Annotated in this window: 17 protein-coding genes; 10 read left to right on the forward strand and 7 right to left on the reverse strand. The window is 64.9% G+C overall.

What is annotated here, in order from left to right; genetic code table 11:
- The first annotated feature begins 281 nt into the window (after positions 1 to 281).
- Complete coding sequence (locus ACE10W_RS38105) at positions 282 to 1,058, forward strand: DUF2865 domain-containing protein (RefSeq protein WP_304549134.1); 777 nt, start codon at positions 282 to 284, stop codon at positions 1,056 to 1,058.
- Positions 1,059 to 1,176: 118 nt separating this feature from the next.
- Here ACE10W_RS38105 and ACE10W_RS38110 read toward each other — a convergent pair whose 3' ends face one another.
- A complete protein-coding gene (locus ACE10W_RS38110) occupies positions 1,177 to 1,608 on the reverse strand; it encodes a hypothetical protein (protein WP_011090858.1) in 432 nt (143 codons plus the stop codon).
- 190 nt (positions 1,609 to 1,798) lie between these two features.
- Here ACE10W_RS38110 and ACE10W_RS38115 point away from each other — a divergent pair, with 190 nt between their 5' ends.
- Complete coding sequence (locus tag ACE10W_RS38115; RefSeq protein WP_304549137.1) at positions 1,799 to 2,089, forward strand: GIY-YIG nuclease family protein; 291 nt, start codon at positions 1,799 to 1,801, stop codon at positions 2,087 to 2,089.
- A 126-nt stretch (positions 2,090 to 2,215) separates the two neighbouring features.
- Here ACE10W_RS38115 and ACE10W_RS38120 read toward each other — a convergent pair whose 3' ends face one another.
- Positions 2,216 to 2,446, reverse strand: a complete 231-nt coding sequence (locus ACE10W_RS38120) for a hypothetical protein (RefSeq protein WP_304549138.1) — start codon at positions 2,444 to 2,446, stop codon at positions 2,216 to 2,218.
- A gap of 206 nt (positions 2,447 to 2,652) precedes the next feature.
- On the opposite strand from ACE10W_RS38120, the gene ACE10W_RS38125 reads away from it, so the two are divergent.
- Both ACE10W_RS38125 and ACE10W_RS38130 read left to right on the forward strand, forming a co-directional pair.
- Positions 2,653 to 5,169 (forward strand): glycogen/starch/alpha-glucan phosphorylase, encoded by a 2,517-nt coding sequence (locus tag ACE10W_RS38125; protein WP_304549139.1) that lies wholly within the window; start codon positions 2,653 to 2,655, stop codon positions 5,167 to 5,169.
- A gap of 166 nt (positions 5,170 to 5,335) precedes the next feature.
- On the forward strand, positions 5,336 to 6,151 hold the full coding sequence (locus tag ACE10W_RS38130; RefSeq protein ID WP_161532446.1) for an acyl-CoA thioesterase II: 816 nt from the start codon (positions 5,336 to 5,338) through the stop codon (positions 6,149 to 6,151).
- Positions 6,152 to 6,347: 196 nt separating this feature from the next.
- On the opposite strand, the gene ltrA is transcribed toward ACE10W_RS38130, so the two are convergent.
- The 4 genes from ltrA to ACE10W_RS38150 all read right to left on the reverse strand — a co-directional run bounded on the left by ltrA (position 6,348) and on the right by ACE10W_RS38150 (position 13,505).
- The gene (gene ltrA / locus ACE10W_RS38135) at positions 6,348 to 7,589 is read right to left on the reverse strand and encodes a group II intron reverse transcriptase/maturase (protein WP_232208763.1); all 1,242 of its coding nucleotides are present in this window, start codon (positions 7,587 to 7,589) and stop codon (positions 6,348 to 6,350) included.
- Positions 7,590 to 8,196: 607 nt separating this feature from the next.
- On the reverse strand, positions 8,197 to 9,813 hold the full coding sequence (locus ACE10W_RS38140; RefSeq protein ID WP_011090863.1) for a phosphoenolpyruvate carboxykinase: 1,617 nt from the start codon (positions 9,811 to 9,813) through the stop codon (positions 8,197 to 8,199).
- Between the two features lie 283 nt (positions 9,814 to 10,096).
- Positions 10,097 to 12,691, reverse strand: a complete 2,595-nt coding sequence (locus tag ACE10W_RS38145; RefSeq protein ID WP_304549140.1) for a CHAT domain-containing protein — start codon at positions 12,689 to 12,691, stop codon at positions 10,097 to 10,099.
- A 64-nt stretch (positions 12,692 to 12,755) separates the two neighbouring features.
- Complete coding sequence (locus ACE10W_RS38150; protein WP_060910018.1) at positions 12,756 to 13,505, reverse strand: HugZ family protein; 750 nt, start codon at positions 13,503 to 13,505, stop codon at positions 12,756 to 12,758.
- 241 nt (positions 13,506 to 13,746) lie between these two features.
- Here ACE10W_RS38150 and ACE10W_RS38155 point away from each other — a divergent pair, with 241 nt between their 5' ends.
- The 5 genes from ACE10W_RS38155 (at position 13,747) to ACE10W_RS38175 (ending at position 17,741) form a co-directional block, all read left to right on the forward strand.
- Positions 13,747 to 14,448 carry a response regulator transcription factor gene (locus ACE10W_RS38155; protein WP_008542552.1) on the forward strand — a complete coding sequence of 234 codons (702 nt, stop codon included), beginning with the start codon at positions 13,747 to 13,749 and terminating at the stop codon, positions 14,446 to 14,448.
- A gap of 117 nt (positions 14,449 to 14,565) precedes the next feature.
- The gene (locus ACE10W_RS38160; protein ID WP_028175918.1) at positions 14,566 to 16,371 is read left to right on the forward strand and encodes a sensor histidine kinase; all 1,806 of its coding nucleotides are present in this window, start codon (positions 14,566 to 14,568) and stop codon (positions 16,369 to 16,371) included.
- Positions 16,368 to 16,892, forward strand: a complete 525-nt coding sequence (locus ACE10W_RS38165; protein WP_304549167.1) for an HPr kinase/phosphorylase — start codon at positions 16,368 to 16,370, stop codon at positions 16,890 to 16,892. The genes ACE10W_RS38160 and ACE10W_RS38165 overlap by 4 nt, the downstream gene beginning before the upstream one ends.
- A gap of 133 nt (positions 16,893 to 17,025) precedes the next feature.
- The gene (locus ACE10W_RS38170) at positions 17,026 to 17,427 is read left to right on the forward strand and encodes a PTS sugar transporter subunit IIA (RefSeq protein ID WP_011090868.1); all 402 of its coding nucleotides are present in this window, start codon (positions 17,026 to 17,028) and stop codon (positions 17,425 to 17,427) included.
- The gene (locus tag ACE10W_RS38175) at positions 17,424 to 17,741 is read left to right on the forward strand and encodes an HPr family phosphocarrier protein (protein WP_011090869.1); all 318 of its coding nucleotides are present in this window, start codon (positions 17,424 to 17,426) and stop codon (positions 17,739 to 17,741) included. Before ACE10W_RS38170 ends, ACE10W_RS38175 begins: the two co-directional genes overlap by 4 nt.
- 128 nt (positions 17,742 to 17,869) lie before the next feature.
- Here the strand turns inward: ACE10W_RS38175 and ACE10W_RS38180 are convergent, their stop codons facing one another.
- Positions 17,870 to 19,495, reverse strand: a complete 1,626-nt coding sequence (locus tag ACE10W_RS38180) for a glycosyltransferase family 39 protein (RefSeq protein ID WP_304549169.1) — start codon at positions 19,493 to 19,495, stop codon at positions 17,870 to 17,872.
- A 114-nt stretch (positions 19,496 to 19,609) separates the two neighbouring features.
- On the opposite strand from ACE10W_RS38180, the gene lepA reads away from it, so the two are divergent.
- A complete protein-coding gene (lepA, locus tag ACE10W_RS38185) occupies positions 19,610 to 21,421 on the forward strand; it encodes a translation elongation factor 4 (protein WP_028175920.1) in 1,812 nt (603 codons plus the stop codon).
- Positions 21,422 to 21,696 lie beyond the last annotated feature (275 nt).

A 21,696-nucleotide genomic window follows, 5' to 3' on the forward strand; every position in this document is an offset into this window, starting at 1 on the left:
CTTACGGGGCCGCGACGAGCTTCGCTCGCGCTGACGGTTGGGGTGAGGGGCCACCCTCCACGGGTAAGATGGCCGCGAGACCTGTCCCCCCTCACCCGGATCGCAAGAGCGATCCGACCTCTCCCCGCAGGCGGGGAGAGGTGACCTCAACCGCTCATTTACCATCCCGCCTTATGGTGAATCCTGTGCTGAGACCTCGCGGGTCGCGGCCGGTTCAGTAGCGTCGGGTGGAGTAAGCGTTGCGTACAGTCATGTCCCATGCGCGCCGGCGGCGTCGCGCGATGCTTGTGGCCGCCACCCTGGCAGCCGCGCTGCTTGCAGCTCCCGCCCCGGTTTCGGCCGAAGGCCTGTTCGACTTCTTCTTCGGCGGCATGCAGCAGCAGCGGCCGCAGCGCGAGGTGCCGCAGCAGGCGAGCTCCTACGCCGATCCCTTCACCGGCCAGCAGAATCCCGCAACCCCGCAATATGTGCCACCGACACGCTCAGCGGCCGCCGGCGGCTCGGGCCCGGCGTTCTGCGTGCGTAGCTGCGATGGCAAATATTTCCCGCTGATGCGCGGCCTCGCCTCGCCGGCGCAGATGTGTCAGGCGTTCTGTCCTGCCAGCGCGACAAAGATTTATTTCGGCTCCTCGATCGACGGCGCCGCGTCGCAGACCGGCGAGCGCTACGCCGACAGCGAGAACGCGTTCGCCTATCGCAAGGCGCTGCGCGCGGACTGCACCTGCAACGGCCGCGAGCCGGTCGGCCTCGCCCCGGTCGATCTCGCGCTGGATTCTTCGCTGAAGGCTGGCGACGTGATCGCCACCTCCGACGGCCTCGTCGCCTATACCGGCATCCGCGTTGGCAACGACCAGACCGCCGACTTCACCCCGGTCGCCTCCTATCCCGGCCTCACCGCACAGGTCCGCGCGCGCCTCGGCGAGATGAAGGTGGCCCCGGTGCGCGCTGAGACGGTGGCAGCAGATGCGCCGGCGGCGGAGATCGTGCGCGAGACGCTGCCTGACGTGACGGTGCCGAAGACGCAGGCGAAGCCGGCGAAGCGGGCAGGACTGGATTAGGACCCAACTGTAACCAAGCCGTCGTTGCGAGGAGCACTTGCGACGAAGCAATCCAGAATCCCTCCGCGGAAGGATTCTGGATTGCTTCGCTACGCTCGCAATGACGGAGGATGGTGAGTCACCTCCCGATAATCACCCCGATCACATTCGGCGCCGCCAGATATTTCTCCTCGATCGCCGCCCGCGCGGCGGCGCGGTTTTCCTGGGTCAGCAGGCCACGCTTCTCGGCCAGGATCATCCAGCAGAAACCCCACCAGTCGGTCAGCATGCCCTGATCGCCAACGAGGTCATAGCCCTGCTCGGCCGCGAAGATGCGCGCATGCGCTTCGTCCAGCGTGTCGAGAAACAGGTGGTCCTCGACCGAGAACAGGTCGTCGCTGATGTCGTCGATGGTGTAGCCCCAGATCGACTGGCACACCGCGTTGAACTCGCGGTCGAGCTGGTCGTCATCGATCCTCTGGCGCCGCGCCGCCTGATGCAGCCGCGACAGCGAGCGCGCGAAATCGGCGATCCGGGTGAGGGCAAACTGGTCGAAGGCGATGGTGGACATGTAGTCCTCGCAAAGTCTGGCAGGCGCTAGATATTGTGTCGGCAACGCGCCGAATCACAATGATATATCAAAGACTTGCTAAAGTGTTCTTAATTTGTTCTGATGCTGAAGGATTGGTTGTTGAGATCGTCGTCCTGGCGAAAGCCAGGACCCATTACCCCGGTCAGCGTTGCCTTTGCGAGCTTGAGCCATGAGCGCAGGCAGCTACTACGTCTACATCCTCGCAAGCCGCCATCACGGGACGATCTATGTCGGCGTGACCAGCGACATCCGCACGCGGCTTGAACAACATCGCTCCGGCCGCGGCTCCAAGTTCGTGCAGAAGTACAAGATCTTCCGTCTCGTTCACGTCGAAGCGTTCGCGACGCCACAGGAAGCGATCGCGCGCGAGAAGCAGCTCAAGTTCTGGAAACGGGACTGGAAGATCAAGCTGATCGAACAAGAAAATCCCGACTGGAATGACCGCTCGGGCCTTCTCTGACAGTCGGGGTAATGGGTCCTGGCTTTCGCCAGGACGACGTTGTGGTGAAAGCTGGCGCGAAGGCGACACCGAAATCTTCGCCGGGACGACGATGGGGAAGCAGTTTCCGCTTCCCTCTCCTCCCCCTCAATTCACCGCCGACACCAACTTGTCCCCGCACGCATTCGCATAAAACTTGCCGCCGCATTGGCGCTTGATGGCGGCGCAGCGTTGTGCGGGAGACGCATTCTGTGGAACGCTGAAGCCGCAGCTCAGGCCATCAGCGCTACGGCCCTTGCCGGCGGCGAAGGCGGCGCTCGAGGTGGCGATGCAGATGACGAGGAGCGCTGCAGCAGCGATTTCAATCAGCAGTCTCATGGGGCGTCTCCTCCACACTGATGGCTGAATTGGCCGCCATTCTAGCACCAAATCCACGTTCTCCGTGCTCGTCCGGGTTCCCAAATCGGCCCGTTCCTTGCATAAATTTGCGCCAGCGCAGTGCACGGCCGCACCGGCGATAGTTCCGGTGCAGAGGCAAGACGCGTAGGGTTAGTGGTGTTTCTGTCGACCAGGAAGTGACGGCCTTGCAAGATCAATCGTTCCAGCCAAACTTTCCCGCCCCCGACCAGCCCATCGACGAGCTCGCGCTGGCCGAGATCAAGGGCGCGATCCTGGCGAAGCTGCGCCTTGCCATCGGCAAGGACGCCGGCATGGCGACCAGGCACGACTGGTACCAGGCCGCGGCGCTCGCGCTGCGCGACCGCATCGTGCATCGCTGGCTCACGGCCGAGAAGCACAGCTACGACGCGGGGCGCAAGCGCGTCTATTATCTCTCGCTCGAATTCCTGATCGGCCGCCTCTTCACCGATGCGCTCAACAATATGGGGCTGCTCAAGATCTTCGAGGTCGCGCTCGGCGACCTCGGCGTCTCCCTGCCCGAACTGCGCAAATGCGAGCCGGATGCCGCGCTCGGCAATGGCGGTCTCGGGCGGCTTGCCGCCTGCTTCATGGAGAGCATGGCAACGCTCTCGATCCCGGCGATCGGCTACGGCATCCGCTACGATTACGGCCTGTTCCGCCAGATCATCAACCAGGGCTGGCAGCAGGAATATCCGGACGAGTGGCTCGGCTTCGGCAACCCCTGGGAATTGCAGCGGCCGGAAGTGATCTACAACATTCATTTCGGCGGCGGCGTCGAGCATGTCGACGACAGGGGCCGCGACCGCGCGATCTGGCATCCGGGCGAGACCGTGCAGGCGATCGCCTACGACACGCCGATCGTCGGCTGGCGCGGCCAGCACGTCAACGCGCTCCGCCTGTGGTCGGCACGCTCGCCCGATCCGCTGAAGCTCGACGCCTTCAACAAGGGCGACTATGTCAGCGCCAGCGCCGAGCAGTCGCGCGCCGAAGCGATCTGCAAATTCCTCTATCCGAACGACGAGAGCCCGGCGGGCCGCGAGCTGCGCCTGCGCCAGGAATATTTCTTCGTCTCCGCCTCGCTCCAGGACCTGGTCAAGCGGCATCTGTCGTCCGACGGCCAGCTTCGCAGCCTGTCGTCGAAGGTCGCGGTGCAGCTCAACGACACCCATCCGAGCCTCGCCGTCACCGAGCTGATGCGGATCCTGGTCGACCTGCACAATTTCCGCTGGGACGAGGCGTGGAAGATCACGGTCGCAACGCTGTCCTACACCAACCACACGCTGCTGCCCGAGGCGCTCGAGACCTGGCCGGTCGAGCTGTTCGAACGCCTGTTGCCGCGGCATCTGGAGATCATCTACCGCATCAACGTCCAGCATCTGGCGCTCGCCGAGGCGCGCGCGCCCGGCGACATCGACTTCCGCGCCTCGGTCTCGCTGATCGACGAGAAGAGCGGCCGCCGCGTGCGCATGGGCCAGCTTGCCTTCGTCGGCTCGCACCGCATCAACGGCGTCTCGGCGATGCATTCGGACCTGATGCGCGAGACCGTATTCCACGATCTCAACCATCTCTATCCCGGCCGCATCACCAACAAGACCAACGGCATCACCTTCCGCCGCTGGCTGATGCTGGCAAACCCGAAGCTGACCGACCTGTTGCGCGAGACCTGCGGCGACGCCGTGCTCGACGATCCGACGCAGCTTTCGCTGATCGAGGCGCGCGCCAGCGACGTCGAATTCCAGAAGAAGTTCCGCGCGGTCAAGCATCACAACAAGACGGCTCTGGCGCGGCTGATCGGCGAGCGGCTCGGCATCAAGGTCGATCCGGGTGCGCTGTTCGACGTGCAGATCAAGCGCATCCACGAATACAAGCGCCAGCTGCTCAACGTCATCGAGACGGTCGCGCTGTACCAGTCGATCAAGGACGATCCCAACGGCAACTGGGTGCCGCGGGTGAAGATCTTCGCCGGCAAGGCGGCGGCGAGCTACAAATACGCCAAGCTGATCATCAAGCTGATCAACGACGTCGCCGAGGTCGTCAACAACGACTCCACGATCGGCGGCAAGCTGAAGGTCGTCTTCCTGCCCGACTACAATGTCAGCCTCGCGGAGGTGATCATCCCCGCGGCCGACCTGTCCGAGCAGATCTCAACCGCCGGCATGGAAGCTTCCGGCACCGGCAACATGAAGCTGGCGCTCAACGGCGCCATCACCATTGGCACGCTCGACGGCGCCAATATCGAGATCCGCGACCATGTCGGGAACGAGAACATCGCGATCTTCGGCATGGAGGCCGGCGACGTCATGATCCGGCGCAAGCAGGGACTGGATGCCTCCGACGTGATCCGCAATTCGCCAAAGCTCCAGCGCGCCATCAACGCGGTCGGCGCCGGCGAGTTCTCGCCCGGCGACCCCGGCCGCTTCGAATCCATCGCGCATGCGCTGCGCTATCTCGACCATTACATGGTCAGCGCCGATTTCGATTCCTACTACGAGGCGCAGCGCGCGGTCGATGCGCGCTGGCAGGTGGCGCCGGCCTGGACCCGCGCTTCGATCCTCAATGTCGCGCGCATGGCGTGGTTCTCCTCCGACCGCACCATCCGCGAATATGCCGAGGAGATCTGGAACGTGCCGGTCAATCCGACCACGCCGCTGCTGCCGGACCTGCGCGACGCCGCAGGCTGATTTTCCGCAGTGTGAAATCGGCGTTACCTGCGAGGTTATTGCACAGCCAGGCAATGGCTGTGGTATGACGATCGTCATTCCGGAGCGGCTCGCAGAGCCGAACCCGGAATCTCGAGATTCCGGGTTCGATGCTTCGCATCGCCCGGAATGACAGACGGAAACACCCATGCACGCCAAGCTCCCGCACCCGTTCGACGACGCCACCCGCATCACCGCCGGTGACTCCAGCTGGCAGGGACACACCAGCGACGATTACTGGGCCTTTGTCGGTCCGTTCGGCGGCGCCACCGCCGCGACCATCTTGCGCGCGTTGATCGAGCATCCGCAGCGCGCCGGCGACCCGCTGGCGCTCACCGTCAATTACTGCGCGCCGATCGCCAAGGGCCCGTTTGACCTGGATGTGCGGCTGGTAAAGGCCAACCGCTCCAGCCAGCACTGGAGCGTCGAACTGTCGCAGGGCGGCGGCGAGGTCGCGACGCTCGCAACCGCGGTGTTCGCCGAGCGGCGGCCGTCCTGGGAGCACAGGGTGGCGACGGTCCCGGACGCAAAGCTGTTCGAAGAGACGCTGCCGTTCCCGAAAATCTCGGCGTCCTGGGCCAACCAATACGAATTCCGCTTCGTCGAGGGCGAGATGCGGATCGGCCCGCCGCAGGCCGAGCTTGCCAGCACCTATTCGAAAATCTGGATCAGCGACCGTACCCCGCGCAGGCTCGACATGCTGTCGCTGATGTCGATGTCGGACGCCTTCTTCGGCCGCATCTTCCACGCGCGGCGCGAGCTGGTGCCGTTCGGCACGGTGTCGCTGACGACCTATTTTCACACCGACAGCGAGGAGCTCGCAGCCGAGGACATCACGCGCGTGCTGGCGACGGCCGATTCGAAGATCATGCACAAGAGCTACGCCGACCAGAACGCCGAGCTGTGGTCGCCGAACGGAAGGCTGCTCGCGACGACGACGCAGATCGCGTATTTCAAGGCTTGAGCTGCCTCCACGTCATTGCGAGGAGCGTAGCGACGAAGCAATCCAGACTGTCTCCGCGGAGGGATTTCTGGATTGCTTCGCTGCGCTCGCAATGACGGTGGAGATATCTCGCCACAATCGGGATAGGGGGAAGCCTCGCGGCTCCGCCCCTCCCACACCACCGGACATACGGGTCCGTATCCGGCGGTTCAGCGGATTATGCGGGTCGCCGTGCCGCGACGGAAGCCAAGCCGAGTGAGGCAAAGAAGCCGTTTGGCAGAGCAATGGTGAGCGCGGGGCTGTTCGCGAGCCGCCAAGGGCCACGTGGGCTGCCGGCGGTTTGCGCCGCCAGATCCCGGCCGACGCCGCGGCGTCGCAACTCGGCAAAGCGAGCGGGTCCATACTTCCATTGCTTCCAGGCAACGGCGCGCAACCGTCGCCTGATCCACTGGTCAAGCACGCGCAACACCGACGGGGTTTGACAGAAGCCGAAGTAGCCGTGCCACCCAATCAGGTAGGTCGACAGTTCTTTGGCGATCTGCACGAGGCATCGACCACGCGTGCGTCGCGTGAGCTCCCGAACCTTCGCCTTGAAGCGGGCGAGTGCCTGCGGCGCGATGCGCCGCCGCGGTTCTTGCCCGCCGGTGAAGCTGAAGCCCAGGAACTTGCGAACACTCGGTTTGGCAACCGCGCTCTTCGCTTTGTTGATCTTGAGCTTGAGGCGCTTTTCGAGGAACCTCTCGACGCCAGCCAGCACCCGTTCGCCCGCCCGCTGACTGCGCACGTAGATGTTGCAGTCGTCGGCGTAACGCACGAAGCGGTGGCCGCGCTTCTCCAGTTCCTTGTCCAGCACATCCAGCATCAGGTTCGACAACAGCGGCGAGAGCGGACCGCCCTGCGGCGTGCCCTCTTCCGTCGGACTGACCAGCCCTCCTTCCAACACACCCGCATTCAGGAAGGCGCGGATGAGCTTCAGGATGCGCTTGTCAGCAACCCGCTTGGCAACCAGTCCCATCAGGATGTCGTGGTTGACCCGGTCAAAGAACTTCTCCAGGTCGATGTCCACCACGATGCTGTGGCCGGCCGCAATGTACGCCTGCGCCCGTTCCACCGCCCGATGTGCCGAGCGCCCCGGCCGAAAGCCGAAGCTCGTCTCGGCGAACGTCCTATCCCAATCCGCCTGCAGCACCTGCATCACCGCCTGCTGGATCAAGCGGTCGAGCACCGTCGGAATGCCGAGCGGCCGCAGGCCGCCCGACGCCTTCGGTATCTCCACCCGCCGCACCGGCTGTGGCTTGTAGGTGCCGTCAAGCAACTGGGCTCGGATCGCAGGCCAGTGCTCCTTCAGGTGGGCTGACAGCTCGCCGACGGTCATCCCGTCGACGCCCGCCGCGCCCTTGTTGCGCTTTACTTGCGCCAACGCTGCCTTCAGATTCTCACTCTCGACAACGTCTTCCATCGACGGTCCTGCGACCGCCGGGCGTTCGAGACAGACTTCCGCCGCACGCGCTTCAGGCTCTCGGGCGCCGGCGCTTCGGGCTTCACCCTCCGCTCCGGGGCTCAAGTTCAGCTCGACCTGATTCTTCTGCCGCATGGCTCGCACGAGATCGCCGCTCTACTGACCACTTCCACCGTTCAGGCCTTCAGCGGCGCGCTGCCGCCTACTACGCCCTCGGCTGACTTCTGCGCTGCGGTCAGGCCGTCTTGCGACGGTCTCAGTCTCGTTGCCGAGACACAGCGCAGACCTCCCGAGGTAAGACCGACCGCCTTCACCGCACGCCCGCCGAATTTACCACCCCGACCTTTGATGACCTTGGACTTCGCGATCAATTGCTCGCTCGTCCGGCCGGGTAGGCCTCGTTATCCGGTGTTTGTCCATCGGGCCGCGGCTTTGCTCCACGCTTTCTTCAGACCCCACCTCACGATGACGCCCTTGCGCTTCGCTAATCCTTCGCCGCCATCAGGCTGGATAGAGGACTTCCACCTCCAAGCTGTCGCTCATACTCGGCACACAACAAAAAGGGCGGCCTCGCGGCCGCCCTTTTGCATTCTCAAATGATGCGACCTTACTCCGCCGCGAGCTTCACGTCCGGCGCGGCCGCGCGCACCTCGGCGTCGACCTGGGCTTCGAACTTGGCAAAGTTCTTCTGGAACATGCCGACCAGCGCGCGCGCGGTCTTGTCGAACTCGTCCTTGTCCTTCCAGGTGTTGACCGGGTTGAGGATTTCGCTCGGCACGCCCGGCAGCGCGGTCGGGACCGCGAAGCCGAAATACTTGTCGGTGCGGAATTCGACGTTGCGAAGCGAACCGTCGAGCGCCGCGGTGAGCAGCGCGCGCGTCACCTTGATCGGCATGCGCGAGCCCGTGCCATACTTGCCGCCGGTCCAGCCGGTGTTGACCAGCCAGCAGTCGACATTGTGCTGGGCGATCAGGTCGCGCAGCATGTTGCCGTAGACGGATGGATCGAGCGGCAGGAAGGGCGAGCCGAAGCAGGTCGAGAACTCCGGCTGCGGCTCGTTGCCGAGACCGCGCTCGGTGCCCGCGACCTTGGCGGTGTAGCCGGAGAGGAAGTGATACATCGCCTGCGCCGGCGACAGCTTTGCGATCGGCGGCAGCACGCCGAAGGCGTCGGCGGCGAGCATCACCACGTTCTTCGGCTGCGGCGCGCGGCCGGTGCGCGAAGCGTTCGGGATGAAGTCGAGCGGATAGGCCGAGCGGGTGTTCTCGGTCTTGGAGCCGTCGTCGAAGTCCACCACGCGGGTGTCCTCGTCGAGCACGCAGTTCTCGAGCACCGCGCCGAAGCGCGTGCTTGCGGCATAAATCTGCGGCTCGGCTTCCTGCGAAAGCTTGATGCACTTGGCGTAGCAGCCACCTTCGAAATTGAAGACGCCGTTCGGGCCCCAGCCGTGCTCGTCGTCACCGATCAGGGTGCGGTTCGGGTCGGCCGACAGCGTGGTCTTGCCGGTGCCGGAGAGGCCGAAGAAGATCGCGGCATCGTCCTTGGCGCCGACATTGGCCGAGCAGTGCATCGGCATCACGCCGCGCTCGGGCAGATAGTAGTTCAGCGTGGTGAAGACCGACTTCTTCATCTCGCCGGCGTAGTAGGAGCCGCCGATCAGCACGATCTTGCGGGCGAAGTCGATCGCGACGACGTTCTCCGACTTGCAGCCGTGGCGCTTCGGATCGGCGCGGAAGCTCGGCATGTCGATGATGGTGAGCTCGGGCGTGAAGGTCGACAGCTCGATCGCCTCGGGGCGGATCAGCAGCGTGCGGATGAACAGCGAATGCCAGGCGAGCTCGGTGAACACGCGGGTCTTGATCCGGTAGGCCGGATCGGCGCCGCCGTAGAGGTCCTGCGCGAACAGGCTCTTGCCTTCGGCGTGCTTGAGGAAGTCCTGATAGAGCGTCTCGAACTGCTCCGCGGTGATCGACTGGTTGCCGGCCCACCACATCTTCTTGTCGGTGGTGGCGTCACGCACCGTGAACTTGTCCTTGGGGCTGCGGCCCGTGAACTCGCCGGTGTCGGCGCACAGCGCACCGTCGGCAGACAGCACCGCCTCGCCCGCGGAGAGCGAGTATTGATAGAGTTGCGGCGCGCCGAGGTTCCAGTGAACCTGTTTGAGATTCTTTAAGCCGAATTTGTCGGCGCCGAAGGCACCGTTGCGCACGCCCGTCTCTTGCACGAAAAAATCCTCCTAGAACCCGCGACACATAGCGCGACCAAGCTTTGGCGCCATCGCAGTCACCGTGAATAATAGGCCATCCGGCCTAGGTTGGGCGACCTAATACTGATGAACGCTGGCGTTGCCAAGCCGATCCCGCAGGATTTGGTTTATTCAAGGACCGCGCCAAACGTCGCGCATGTCTGCTCTGAGCAGGTGCATCAAAAAATCACGAATGATCGCGCAACCAAATGCGCGTTTCGACGTTATCGGGGGTTATTGCGACGCACAATTCCCTGGCGGTCTATCGTACGTCTCCCTCGCCGATCAGTGCGAACGGTCCCCACATCGCAGGATAGGCGTTGCGCGGCGACGAGGCGTCGTCGAGATACGTCAACATGGCGCGGCGCAATGCTTGGGCACGACCGATTCTTGGTTCGTTTTTGAGCAGAGCGAATGTCGACGTGGTCAAGCGGGTGGCAGCTTCCGAATCCACTGCCCAATGCGAGACCAGGAGCGCGCGGGCACCGGCATAGAAGAACGAGCGCGCCAATCCCGACAGGGCCTCTGCGCCGGGCTTGTCGCCGGCGATGGTGTTGCAGGCCGACAGCACAACCCAATCCGCATTGAGCTTGAGCTGGGCGACTTCGCTCGCGGTGAGAAGACCGTCGTCGAGCTCGGAGGGCTGATCGGGAATGGAGAGCGCGAGCGAGGGCTCGCCCAGTCCCTTGACGTCGCCCGCAACGAGTCCGTGGGTGGCAAAGTAGATGATGCTGTATTGAGCAAGCGCTGCACGCTTGAGCGTCGTTTCGCTGGCGTCGCGGCCGAGATGGATATCGACATCGCCTGCGCCGACATCCCTGGCCACCACGTTCAGTTCGTCGGCAGTGTCAGGCAGCTGCGGCAGCGCTTGCGCAAGCCGCGCACGATCGACGCCGGCGCCGCGCCAGAAGTCGGTATAGGCAATCGTCGCGATGCTGCGCGCGGCGACCTTGCCGCTTGCGGCGCGACGATCGGCCGGCCCTTCGGCTGCAGGGTTGAACACGGGATCGCCAAAGCCGGTCATTGGCTTGACGCCCTGATCCTTGCGCGCAAAGGCCCGCAGCGATTTCAGGCTGATCACCGACGGCAGCACCGAGACGGCCTGACGCCGCAACAGCCAGGCGGCGCTGCGATAGCCTTCGAGCTTGTCCGGGATCGCAGCTTGCGGCTTCTCGGTGACGAGCAGATGAAACGGCAATGCGGTCAGTGCGGCCGAGGGCACCACCAGCAGGCTGCGCTTGTCTTTCGTCAGCGCTTCGACCGGGCCGAGCAGCGCGACATAGAGCTCATTGGCGAGCGCGAGGTCGAACAGGCCGGATTTGCCGGACGCATCGTGTGCCTTGCCGACGTCGAGCCCCTTGCGGAACGCAGACACTTTCTGCGCCAGCGCGTCCGCGCCGAGCGGAATCTCCTTCCAGTCGACGCCCTCGCGCGTGATCGCGATGACATAGCCCTGCTTGTCCACGACGGAATAGATCGTCATCGCCTCGTCGGCCGACAGCAACGGCTGGATGTCCTTCACGCCGAGCGGCAGCGGATTGGACAGCGAGGCATAGTCGGGAAACTCGACGGCGAGTGTCTTCTGCAAGCCGGCGCGCTCGCTCGCGATCGCCGCGATCCGCGCGCGGCTGCGCTGCTCGGCCGCGACGTCGCGTTGCGCGGCTTGCTTGGACACCGCCGTGATGATCGCCTTGTCGAGCGCCTCGGCCTCGGCCGCGAGATCCTGCTCCTTGCGCGCGAGCTCGGCGAGCCGGTCGCTGCCGGCCGCAAGCCGCACCGCGAGCTTGTTCACGGCGGATGCGGCGGACGATTGCGTGCCGCGCTGGATCGCGGCCAGCGCTTCGTCGAGGGCCTTGTCGTCGGAGAGGAGATGCTGCTGCCGCGCGGAAAACAGGATCGGCAGCACCACACGCAGCTGCGCGCGGCCGCTGCGAAGCGTCCTTTCCGCCAGCGGCAAGGCATCGGCAGTGCGCCCGGAGACATAAAGGAAATAAGCGAGATTGCTGGTCGAGGTCACGACGTCAGGATGGTCCGGCCCAAGCGCGCGCTCGCGGATCGCAAGGGCGCGCCGGTAGAGCGGCTCGGCATCGGCATAACGCTGCTGGTGCTCGTAGAGCCCGGCGAGATTGTTCAGCGAACGCGCGACGTCGGGATGATCCGGACCCAGCACCTTTTCGCGGATCGCGAGCGAGCGCTTGATCGGCGCCTCGGCATCCGCATCGCGGTTGAGGTCGCGATCGACCTGACCGATGTTGTTCAGAACCGTGGCGACCGCGGGATGCTCGGGCCCGGCGGCCTTCTGATAGATCGCGAGCGCCCGCTGGAACAGCGGCTCGGCGTCCGCAAAATGCTCCTGCTTCACGTAGAGCGTGGCGAGATTGTTGAGGGCCTGGCCGACATCGGGATGCTCGCGCGACAGCGCCTTTTCGCGAATGGCCAGCGCACGCTTGAACAGCGGCTCGGCTTCAGTGAAGCGGCCCTGCCGCTGATACAGCGCGGCGAGATTGTTCAGCTCGGGCGCGATCAAGGCGGTGTCGAGGCCGAGCGACTTTTCCATCAGCGCGATCGCGCGCTTGTAGATCGGCTCGGCGAGGTCGTCGCGGCCCTGGCCGGCATAGACCTGGCCGAGATTGTTGAGCGCGGCGGAGAGTTCGCGGCCGTCGTTGCCCTTCTCCAGGCTCGCCACCATGGCCTGCGCCAGGGGCAGCGCCTCCGCATATTTGCCGGCCTGGTTGAGCGCGTTGATCCGCGCGCCCTGTGCGGCGAGATCGGCCTTCTGGGCAAGACCGGGGGTGGCAAGCGACGTGGTGATCGCGAGCGCCAGACCCGCGGCCAACGCCAAACGACGATGCGTCATGAACCCTCTCGCTGCCAATCCCGAACCGCTCACGGTGTTGGGTCGCAGCGATCGGCAGCGGCGTTCAATTCTGGCGCGGCTCCTCCGCCTTCGCGCGCGCCTCGCCGGCAAGGCGGACCAGCATCTTGCGCAGCGCCGTGCCGCTGGTCACCCGCTCCGGGAAGTCCAGCCGCAGCGCGGTCTGGCCGTCCTGCATGTCGAGGCCCTCCGGGTCACAGCCGGTGCAGCGCCAGTCGCCGGCGGCGGCGCCGAGCAGCCTGGTGGCGTAGAGGCCCATGGCGTCGCGGTGGTCGGCATTCATGTGCTCCACGGCCCCCTCTTCCGCCGCCAGCAGGTCCTCGGCGCCGCTGAGATCGGTCAGAAACTGCTCCGGCTTGAGGTCGACGATCCGTCCGAAGCCGGCCACCAGATGGGTTCCCGTGGGCCGGATCCTGAAGAACGAGAAGTCCTTAAACGAAACAAAGGCTTCCGCCGACGGGTGCGCATTCAGATACCGCCGTTCGAGAAGATCCTTCTCGGCGCCGGCCTGCTCCGCCAGGCCGGACAACATGATCCGGGCGCCTTCTAGCGGATCGCCGGCGGCGCGCTCATCCAGCATCAAGGAGACCCGGCTATCTGCCAGGATGTTCCTGGTGTGCACGGCCAATCCGGAGATCAGCAGGATCGGCGAGCCATCCGGGTGGCTCGCCAGATTGACCAGGGAACAATAGGGATCGCCGCTGCCCACCATCAACGTTGCGAGAGCGCCCTGCCGCGACCGCCTGAGCAGCGACTTGGCGAGCTTTCCGGGGTCGAAATCGGGGGTCGGTTGCATGGGCTTTCTCGGCTCAGGTGGTTGCAAGGGGGGTCTTTTTTCGGCTAAACGGGGGTCTGGTTATGGGTCGGGATGCGGCGAATCTGCCGTGTTTCGTGGAACTTGGTCACACTTCAGCCCAGCTTGCATTGCTCGGTGACAAAGTTCGAACGCCAAGTTCGGGACCCATGTATGCGGCGCATCACTGGATTGCTCGCCGTTTCAAGCCACGACCCAAACGGAAAGCAGAAAGCAGAGGCTCATGCCCACAATCGCTTTGGTCGACGACGACCGCAACATTCTCACATCCGTCTCGATCGCGCTGGAAGCCGAAGGCTACCGCATCATGACCTACACCGACGGCGCTTCCGCGCTTGACGGTTTCCGCACCACCCAACCCGACCTCGCCATCCTCGACATCAAGATGCCGCGCATGGACGGCATGGAGACGCTGCGCCGCCTGCGGCAGAAGTCCGACCTGCCGGTGATCTTCCTGACCTCCAAGGACGAAGAGATCGACGAGCTGTTCGGCCTCAAGATGGGCGCCGACGATTTCATCCGCAAACCGTTCTCGCAGCGGTTGCTGGTCGAGCGCGTCAAGGCAGTGCTGCGCCGCTCGGCGCCGAAGGACCCGACCGTAGCGCCGAAGGAGAACGACGCCAAGGCGCTCGACCGCGGTCTTTTGCGCATGGATCCGGAACGCCATACCTGCACCTGGAAGAACGAGCCGGTGACGTTGACCGTCACCGAATTCCTGATCCTGCAGGCGCTCGCGACCCGGCCCGGCGTGGTGAAGAGCCGCAACGCGCTGATGGACGCCGCCTACGACGACCAGGTCTATGTCGACGACCGCACCATCGACAGCCACATCAAGCGGCTGCGCAAGAAGTTCAAGGTGGTCGACAACGAGTTCGAGATGATCGAGACGCTGTACGGCGTCGGCTATCGTTTCAAGGAAGCCTGAGGCGGCAGGGCACCTTCGCGAATGTCCGGAGCATTGCCGGTTCTGGTTCCATCGGAACCGGGATGACTCTAGAATGCGGGGACCGTCGCACGAGCTGTCCTAACGCGGGCGTAAGCATTGCTGGACCGAACGCAGCCTGACCCGAACCAGAGCGCCGAGGATATCGCATCCGACGGCGTTCCAGTGCACGTCGCCGAGGACAAGCCGGCTGCGCAGGGCTGGCGGCCGCTGAACTGGCTCAAGCGCGCCGGGCAATTCTTCTTCGCGCTGTCCTTCTCGAGCCTGACCCGCCGCATCGTCTCGCTCAACCTCGCCGGCCTCGTCGCGCTGGTGGCGAGCATCCTCTATCTGTCGCAATTCCGCGCCGGCCTGATCGACGCGCGCGCGCAGAGCCTGCTGGTGCAGGCTGAGATCATCGCCGGTGCGATCGCGGCCTCTGCGACGGTGCAGACCAACGCCATCACCATCGACCCCGACCGGCTGCTCGACCTCAAGCCGGGCGAGACCTATGGCGGCTCGGACGACTATTCGCCGCTGGATTTTCCGATCAATCCGGAGCGCGTCGCGCCGGTGCTGCGCACGCTGATCTCGCCGACCAAGACGCGCGCCCGCATCTACGATCCCAACGGCAGCCTGCTGCTCGACAGCCGCAACCTCGAGAACGTGCTACGCTTCCCCCTGCCGCCGCTGTCCGCCGAGAAGCCCGGCGTGGTCGAGCGCGGCATGGTCGCGGTGCGCACCTGGCTGAACCGCGGCGACCTGCCGCTCTATCGCGAGCTCGGGCCCGAGAACGGCAATGGCTATGCTGAAGTGGGCGACGCGCTCCAGGGCCAGAAGCGCTCGATGGTTCGGGTCAATGCGCGCGGCGAGGTGATCGTCTCGGTCGCGGTCCCCGTGCTGCGCTCGCGCGCCATCCACGGCGCGCTGATGCTGTCCACCCAGGGCGACGACATCGACCAGATGGTCACCGCAGAGCGCCTCGCCATCCTGAAAGTCGGCGGCGTCGCCGCCGCGGTCATGATCATGCTGTCGCTGCTGCTGGCCAGCACGATCGCAGGTCCCGTGCGCCGGCTCGCGGACAGCGCCGAGCGCGTCCGCCGCCGCATCAAGACCCGCGTCGAGATTCCCGACTTCACCCGTCGCCGCGACGAGATCGGCCATCTGTCCGGCGCGCTGCGCGACATGACCAACGCGCTCTACAGCCGCATCGAGGCGATCGAGATGTTCGCCGCCGACGTCGCGCACGAGCTGAAAAACCCGCTGACCTCGCTGCGCTCCGCGGTCGAGACGCTGCCGCTGGCGCGCAACGAGAACAGCCGCGCCCGCCTGCTCGAGGTGATCGAGCACGACGTCAAGCGGCTCGACCGCCTGATCTCTGATATCTCCGACGCCAGCCGGCTCGATGCCGAATTGCAGCGGCAGGACGCGATTCCGGTCGATCTGCGCCGCCTGCTCGGCACGCTGGTCTCGGTCGCCAACGAAACCAAGCTCGGCCACGACGTCGCGGTCGAGGCGCGCTTCGAGGGGCGCGGGCCGACCGACACGTTCGCCGTGACCGGCCACGATTCACGGCTCGGGCAGGTGGTCTCGAACCTGCTCTCCAACGCGCAATCCTTCTCGGAGGCCGGCAGCAAGGTGCGCCTCACCTGCCGCCGCGTGCGCGGTGAAATCGAGATCGTGGTCGACGACGACGGCCCCGGCATCCGCGATGACGCGCTGGAGCGCATCTTCGAGCGCTTCTACACCGACCGTCCGCATCAGGGCTTTGGCCAGAACTCCGGCCTCGGGCTCTCGATCTCCAAGCAGATCGTCGACGCGCATGGCGGGCGCATCTGGGCGGAGAACCGCCCCGGCCCCGCGGACGAGGACGGCGCGCCGACGGTTGCCGGCGCGCGCTTCGTGGTGAGGCTGCCCGCGCTATGAGCGACGGCGGGCCCAGCGTGCACGCCTCCGCGGTCAAGGTCGGGAATCTGGCAGTGCTGATCCGCGGACCGTCGGGCTCCGGCAAGTCGCGCCTTGCCTTCGATTTGATCATGGCGGGGCGCGCCGGCGTGGTCGAAAGGGCCGTTCTGGTCGGTGATGACCGTGTCCATCTGGCGACAGTCGGCGACGAAATTGAAGTCCGCCCCGCGCCGCCGCTCGCCGGCCTGATCGAGATCCGGGGCCTCGGAATCCGCCGCTGCAACTTCGTGGAGCATGCGACCGTCGGCCTCGTGGTCGATCTGGCCGCCGCGGACGCGGAACGCCTGCCGCCGGCCGAATCCCTGAAAACAAGCATTTTAGGTGTCGAAATACCGCGAATCCCTGTTAGCCGCGATTATTCACCCCTCCCACTGGTTGTTGCGGCCTTGACCACTACCAAGAGTTCATCTTCCGTTAATCCCTCAGGCGATTGTTTGAAGGGAAATGGTAACCATATGAACCCCACTATCGCGACCGAATAGACCGGCGCAGCTCCCCTCATCCATCCGTCTAAGTTCAGGGAGATACGCAACATCCCCTCTTGCGCAGGGGCTCTGGATGGTCAAAGTGGCGCGTTCGTGCGGTGCACCAAAAGCGCCCGCGAGGAGTTTTCCGATGATTGGTCTAGTACTTGTGACCCACGGGCGCCTTGCCGACGAATTCAAGGCAGCGCTTGAACATGTCATGGGCCCACAAAAGCAAATCGAAGCGATTACGATCGGCGCTGAAGATGATTCCGATCTGTGCCGAAGCGACATCATCGAGGCGGTTAACCGCGTCGATTCCGGCGACGGCGTTGCGATCCTCACCGACATGTTCGGCGGCACGCCATCCAACCTGGCAATATCCTGTATGAGCCGGCCGAAGGTCGAGGTGCTCGCGGGCATCAACCTTCCGATGCTGGTGAAGCTCGCCAAGGTGCGTGAGGAACGCGCGCTGCCCGACGCGATCGCGATGGCCCAGGAAGCGGGTCGCAAATACGTCACCATCGCCAGCCGCGTGCTCGCCGGCAAATGAGCGACGACGCGCCGCAAGCCGGGTCGGGCGTGCCCGCGGGCGCGATCTCCAAGGAGCTCCTCATCATCAACAAGCGCGGCCTGCACGCACGCGCCTCGGCGAAATTCGTCCAGGCGGTCGAGCGCTTCAACGCGCAGGTGTGGGTGACGCGCGGCGGCGAGACCGTCGGCGGCACCTCGATCATGGGCCTGATGATGCTCGCCGCGGGACCCGGCACGACCATCACGGTCGCTGCGGCCGGTGCGGATGCCGATGCCGCGCTCGCGGCGATCACGGAACTCGTTGAAAGCAAGTTCAACGAGGAGGGGATTTAGCGCCCTCCCGCCATGCGCTCAGCGCCGTAGGGTAGGCAAAGGCGCGACGCGCCGTGCCCACCATCTCTCGACAATCGCGACAGAAGTGGTGGGCACGCTTCGCTTTGCCCACCCTACGGCACCTTCGGTCACTTCGCCGGCGGCGCGATGTAGATGTTCCAGCTCATCGACGGGCCGGCCTTGCCATGGGTGAAGCGGCGCGTCGTCATCACGATGCGCTCGGCGTTCGGCGCAGTCTCCGACACCCATTTCTCGAACGCCGGCAGACGGCCGTCGGTCGGGTCGAACACGCCGATGAAACCGTATCGCTTGACGTCATCGCGCGAGGTCAGGCCGGAATCCCAGGCCTCTAACGGCAGCAGCGCGGACGGATGATCCGGGCTGTAGAACACCAGCGGCTGGATCTGTTCCATCGTGCCGGCAACGACGGCCCAGCGCGAGCCGAAGCGGGTGTGCCAGGCCTGGGTCAATTCGCGCGCGAGCTCCGAGCGCGCGCCATAGATCGCTGCGTTGCCGGCATTGGCCGCCATCTCGCGCGCGGCGATCCAGGGCGAGGCGGCAAGCGTCGCAACGCTGAGCACGAGCCAGATCGCGACGATGTTGAACAGGGTCGCGCTCTGCACCCGCAGCGCGGGGATCGCGACCAGCGCCAAGGGCACCAGGAAGAACAGCGAGATGCCCCAATCGGTCTTCATGTAGATGCTGAAAACCAGTGCGCCGAGCGGCGGGCCAACCGCGACGATGATCTGGATGATCCAGACATTCAGCGCCTGCGAGACATTGACACCCGGATTGGCGCCGCGCGCCCAGGCGCGGGTGATAATGCGCGAGGGCGTACGCAGCAGCAGCTTGCGCCACGGCGGCACCCACGCCATGGCGAGCGCGGCCAGCACCACCGGCAGCGCCAGCAGCGCGACATTATGCAGGGCATAGCCGGCCACGAGCTGATGCACGAGGCGGCTGTCCTCGAGGCTGTAGGTGTCGCCGGCATAAGTCAGCGGCACGAAATGCACCTCCGCCAGCCAGACGATGTGCGGGATCATCGCCACGACCATCGTCGCGATCGCCACCCACGGCGCCGGCGACATCAGGAACTTCACGCGCTCCGGATGGATCAACGCGGCAAGGCCGATGGCGCCGATCATGGTCAGCACCCAGTATTTGGTCATCAGCGCCAGCGCGCCGGCAAGGCCGAGCCAGATGCCGGACTGCCAGCTCCGCTTCTCGAAGGCGTTGAGATAAGCGAGCACGAGCAGCGGCAGCGTGACGAGCTGGAGCAGGTCCGGGTTGTACTTGAAGCCCTTGAAATTGAAGATCGGGTAGAGCGCGACCATCACCACGACCAGGAACGCACGCCGTGCATCCACGACGCGCAAGCTCAGCAACCAGCAGATCACCATGCCGATGCCGACGATCGCCATTGCCAGCGCATAGGTCGCCCAGTCCGCCGCCGGGAACACCTTGAACCAGAGGCCGGCGACCCAGCCCGACAGCGGCGGGTGCTTGCCGTAGCCCCACAGGAATTTCTGGCCCCAGCCCCAGGCTTCCGCGACGTCCATGTGAACGTCCTGCGCTGCCTTGAGATTGATCAGGATGAAGGTCCAGAGCACCGCATGCAGGATCGCGAGCTGGATCACCAGCCACAGGCGGGCCTCCGGCCGGACCGCGCTGGCAACCAGCCAGGCCCGGAAGCGGTTGAAACTCACCCGGGTCTTCGCGCGGGCTCGGCCAGATGGGATTGAGGTCGTCGACATCAGCCGTTGCGTAGCGCGTTTTGGCCCGTCGTGGAATCAGCTTGGCGTGAAGAAAGGCCCTGAAAATACAGCAATATGGTTGCCGCACGGGGATGTGAGTGGTATCCCGCGCCCATGACGACCGTCCCCATTTCGAACATCCGCAATTTCTCCATCGTCGCCCATATCGACCATGGCAAATCGACGCTGGCCGACCGCCTGATCCAGATGACCGGCGGCCTCACCGACCGCGAAATGGCGGGCAAGGAGCAGGTGCTCGATTCCATGGATATCGAGCGCGAGCGCGGCATCACCATCAAGGCGCAGACGGTTCGGCTCGCCTACCGCGCCAAGGACGGCAAGGACTACATCTTCAACCTGATGGACACGCCCGGCCATGTCGACTTCGCCTACGAAGTCTCGCGGTCGCTGGCGGCCTGCGAGGGTTCCCTGCTGGTGGTCGACGCCAGCCAGGGCGTCGAAGCGCAGACGCTCGCCAACGTCTACCAGGCGCTCGACAACAATCACGAGATCGTTCCGGTCCTGAACAAGGTCGACCTGCCGGCCGCCGAGCCCGAGAAGGTCAAGCAGCAGATCGAGGACGTCATCGGCATCGACGCCTCGGACGCGGTGATGATCTCGGCCAAGACCGGCCTCGGCGTGCCCGACGTGCTGGAAGCCATCGTCACCCGCCTGCCGCCGCCGAAGGGCGACCGCGATGCGACCTTGAAGGCGCTGCTGGTCGACAGCTGGTACGACGTCTATCTCGGCGTCGTCGTGCTGATCCGCGTCGTCGACGGCGTCATGAAGAAGGGTAGCCGCGTCCGCATGATGGGCACGGGCGCCGCCTACGACGTCGAGCGCGTCGGCTTCTTCACGCCGAAGATGACGCAGGTCGACGAGCTCGGCCCCGGCGAGATCGGCTTCATCACCGCCGCGATCAAGGAAGTCGCCGACACCCGCGTCGGCGACACCATCACCGACGACAGGAAGCCTGTCACCGAAATGCTGCCGGGCTTCAAGCCGGCGATCCCGGTGGTGTTCTGCGGCCTGTTCCCGGTCGACGCCGACGATTTCGAGACGCTGCGCGCCGCGATGGGCAAGCTGCGCCTCAACGACGCCAGCTTCTCGTTCGAGATGGAAACCTCCGCGGCGCTCGGCTTCGGCTTCCGCTGCGGCTTCCTCGGCCTCTTGCACCTCGAGATCATCCAGGAGCGGCTGTCGCGCGAGTTCGATCTCAACCTGATCGCGACCGCGCCGAGCGTCATCTACAAGATGAAGCTGACCGACGGCACCGAGCTCGAGATCCACAATCCCGTCGACATGCCCGACGTGGTCAAGATCGAGGAGATCCAGGAGCCCTGGATCGAGGCGACGATCCTCACGCCCGACGAATATCTCGGCAGCGTGCTGAAGCTGTGCCAGGACCGCCGCGGCGCGCAGAAGGAGCTGACCTATGTCGGCGCCCGCGCGATGGTGAAATACGATCTGCCGCTCAACGAAGTGGTGTTCGACTTCTACGACCGCCTCAAGTCGGTCTCCAAGGGCTACGCCTCGTTCGACTATCATCTCACCGACTACAAGCCGGCCGACCTCGTCAAGATGCAGATCCTGGTCAATGCTGAGCCGGTCGACGCACTCTCGATGCTGGTCCACCGCACCCGCGCCGAGGGGCGCGGCCGCGCCATGGTCGAGAAGATGAAGGAGCTGATCCCGCCGCACATGTTCCAGATCCCGATCCAGGCGGCGATCGGCGGCAAGGTGATCGCCCGCGAGACGGTCCGCGCGCTGCGCAAGGACGTCACCGCGAAGTGCTACGGCGGCGACATCACGCGCAAGCGCAAGCTTCTGGAGAAGCAGAAGGAAGGCAAGAAGAAGATGCGGCAGTTCGGCAAGGTCGACATCCCGCAGGAAGCCTTCATTGCCGCGCTGAAGGTGGATAGCTGAGGCTGCTGCCCGGACCAGTTTTGACGTAACGAGACTGGTCAGGCCCGGCCATCCGTGGCCGGAAAACAAAAACCGCGAAAACAACCCCATGCACAGTAGCCGGCCCCTTGTCGGCATTGCGCTTTTCGAATTTTCGATTTTACGAAATCGATTTGACCCGTCGGGCAAAACAGGGGCATGATGGCATCATGGCAGCGGGTGCGACGCGGGCGCCCCTCAGGAGGCACCGGAGGCAACATGCCGAAGGCCTGAGTGATCAACATCACAGATCCAAT

It is taken from the genome of Bradyrhizobium sp. B025, assembly GCF_042257955.1.
GTDB lineage: Bacteria > Pseudomonadota > Alphaproteobacteria > Rhizobiales > Xanthobacteraceae > Bradyrhizobium > Bradyrhizobium diazoefficiens.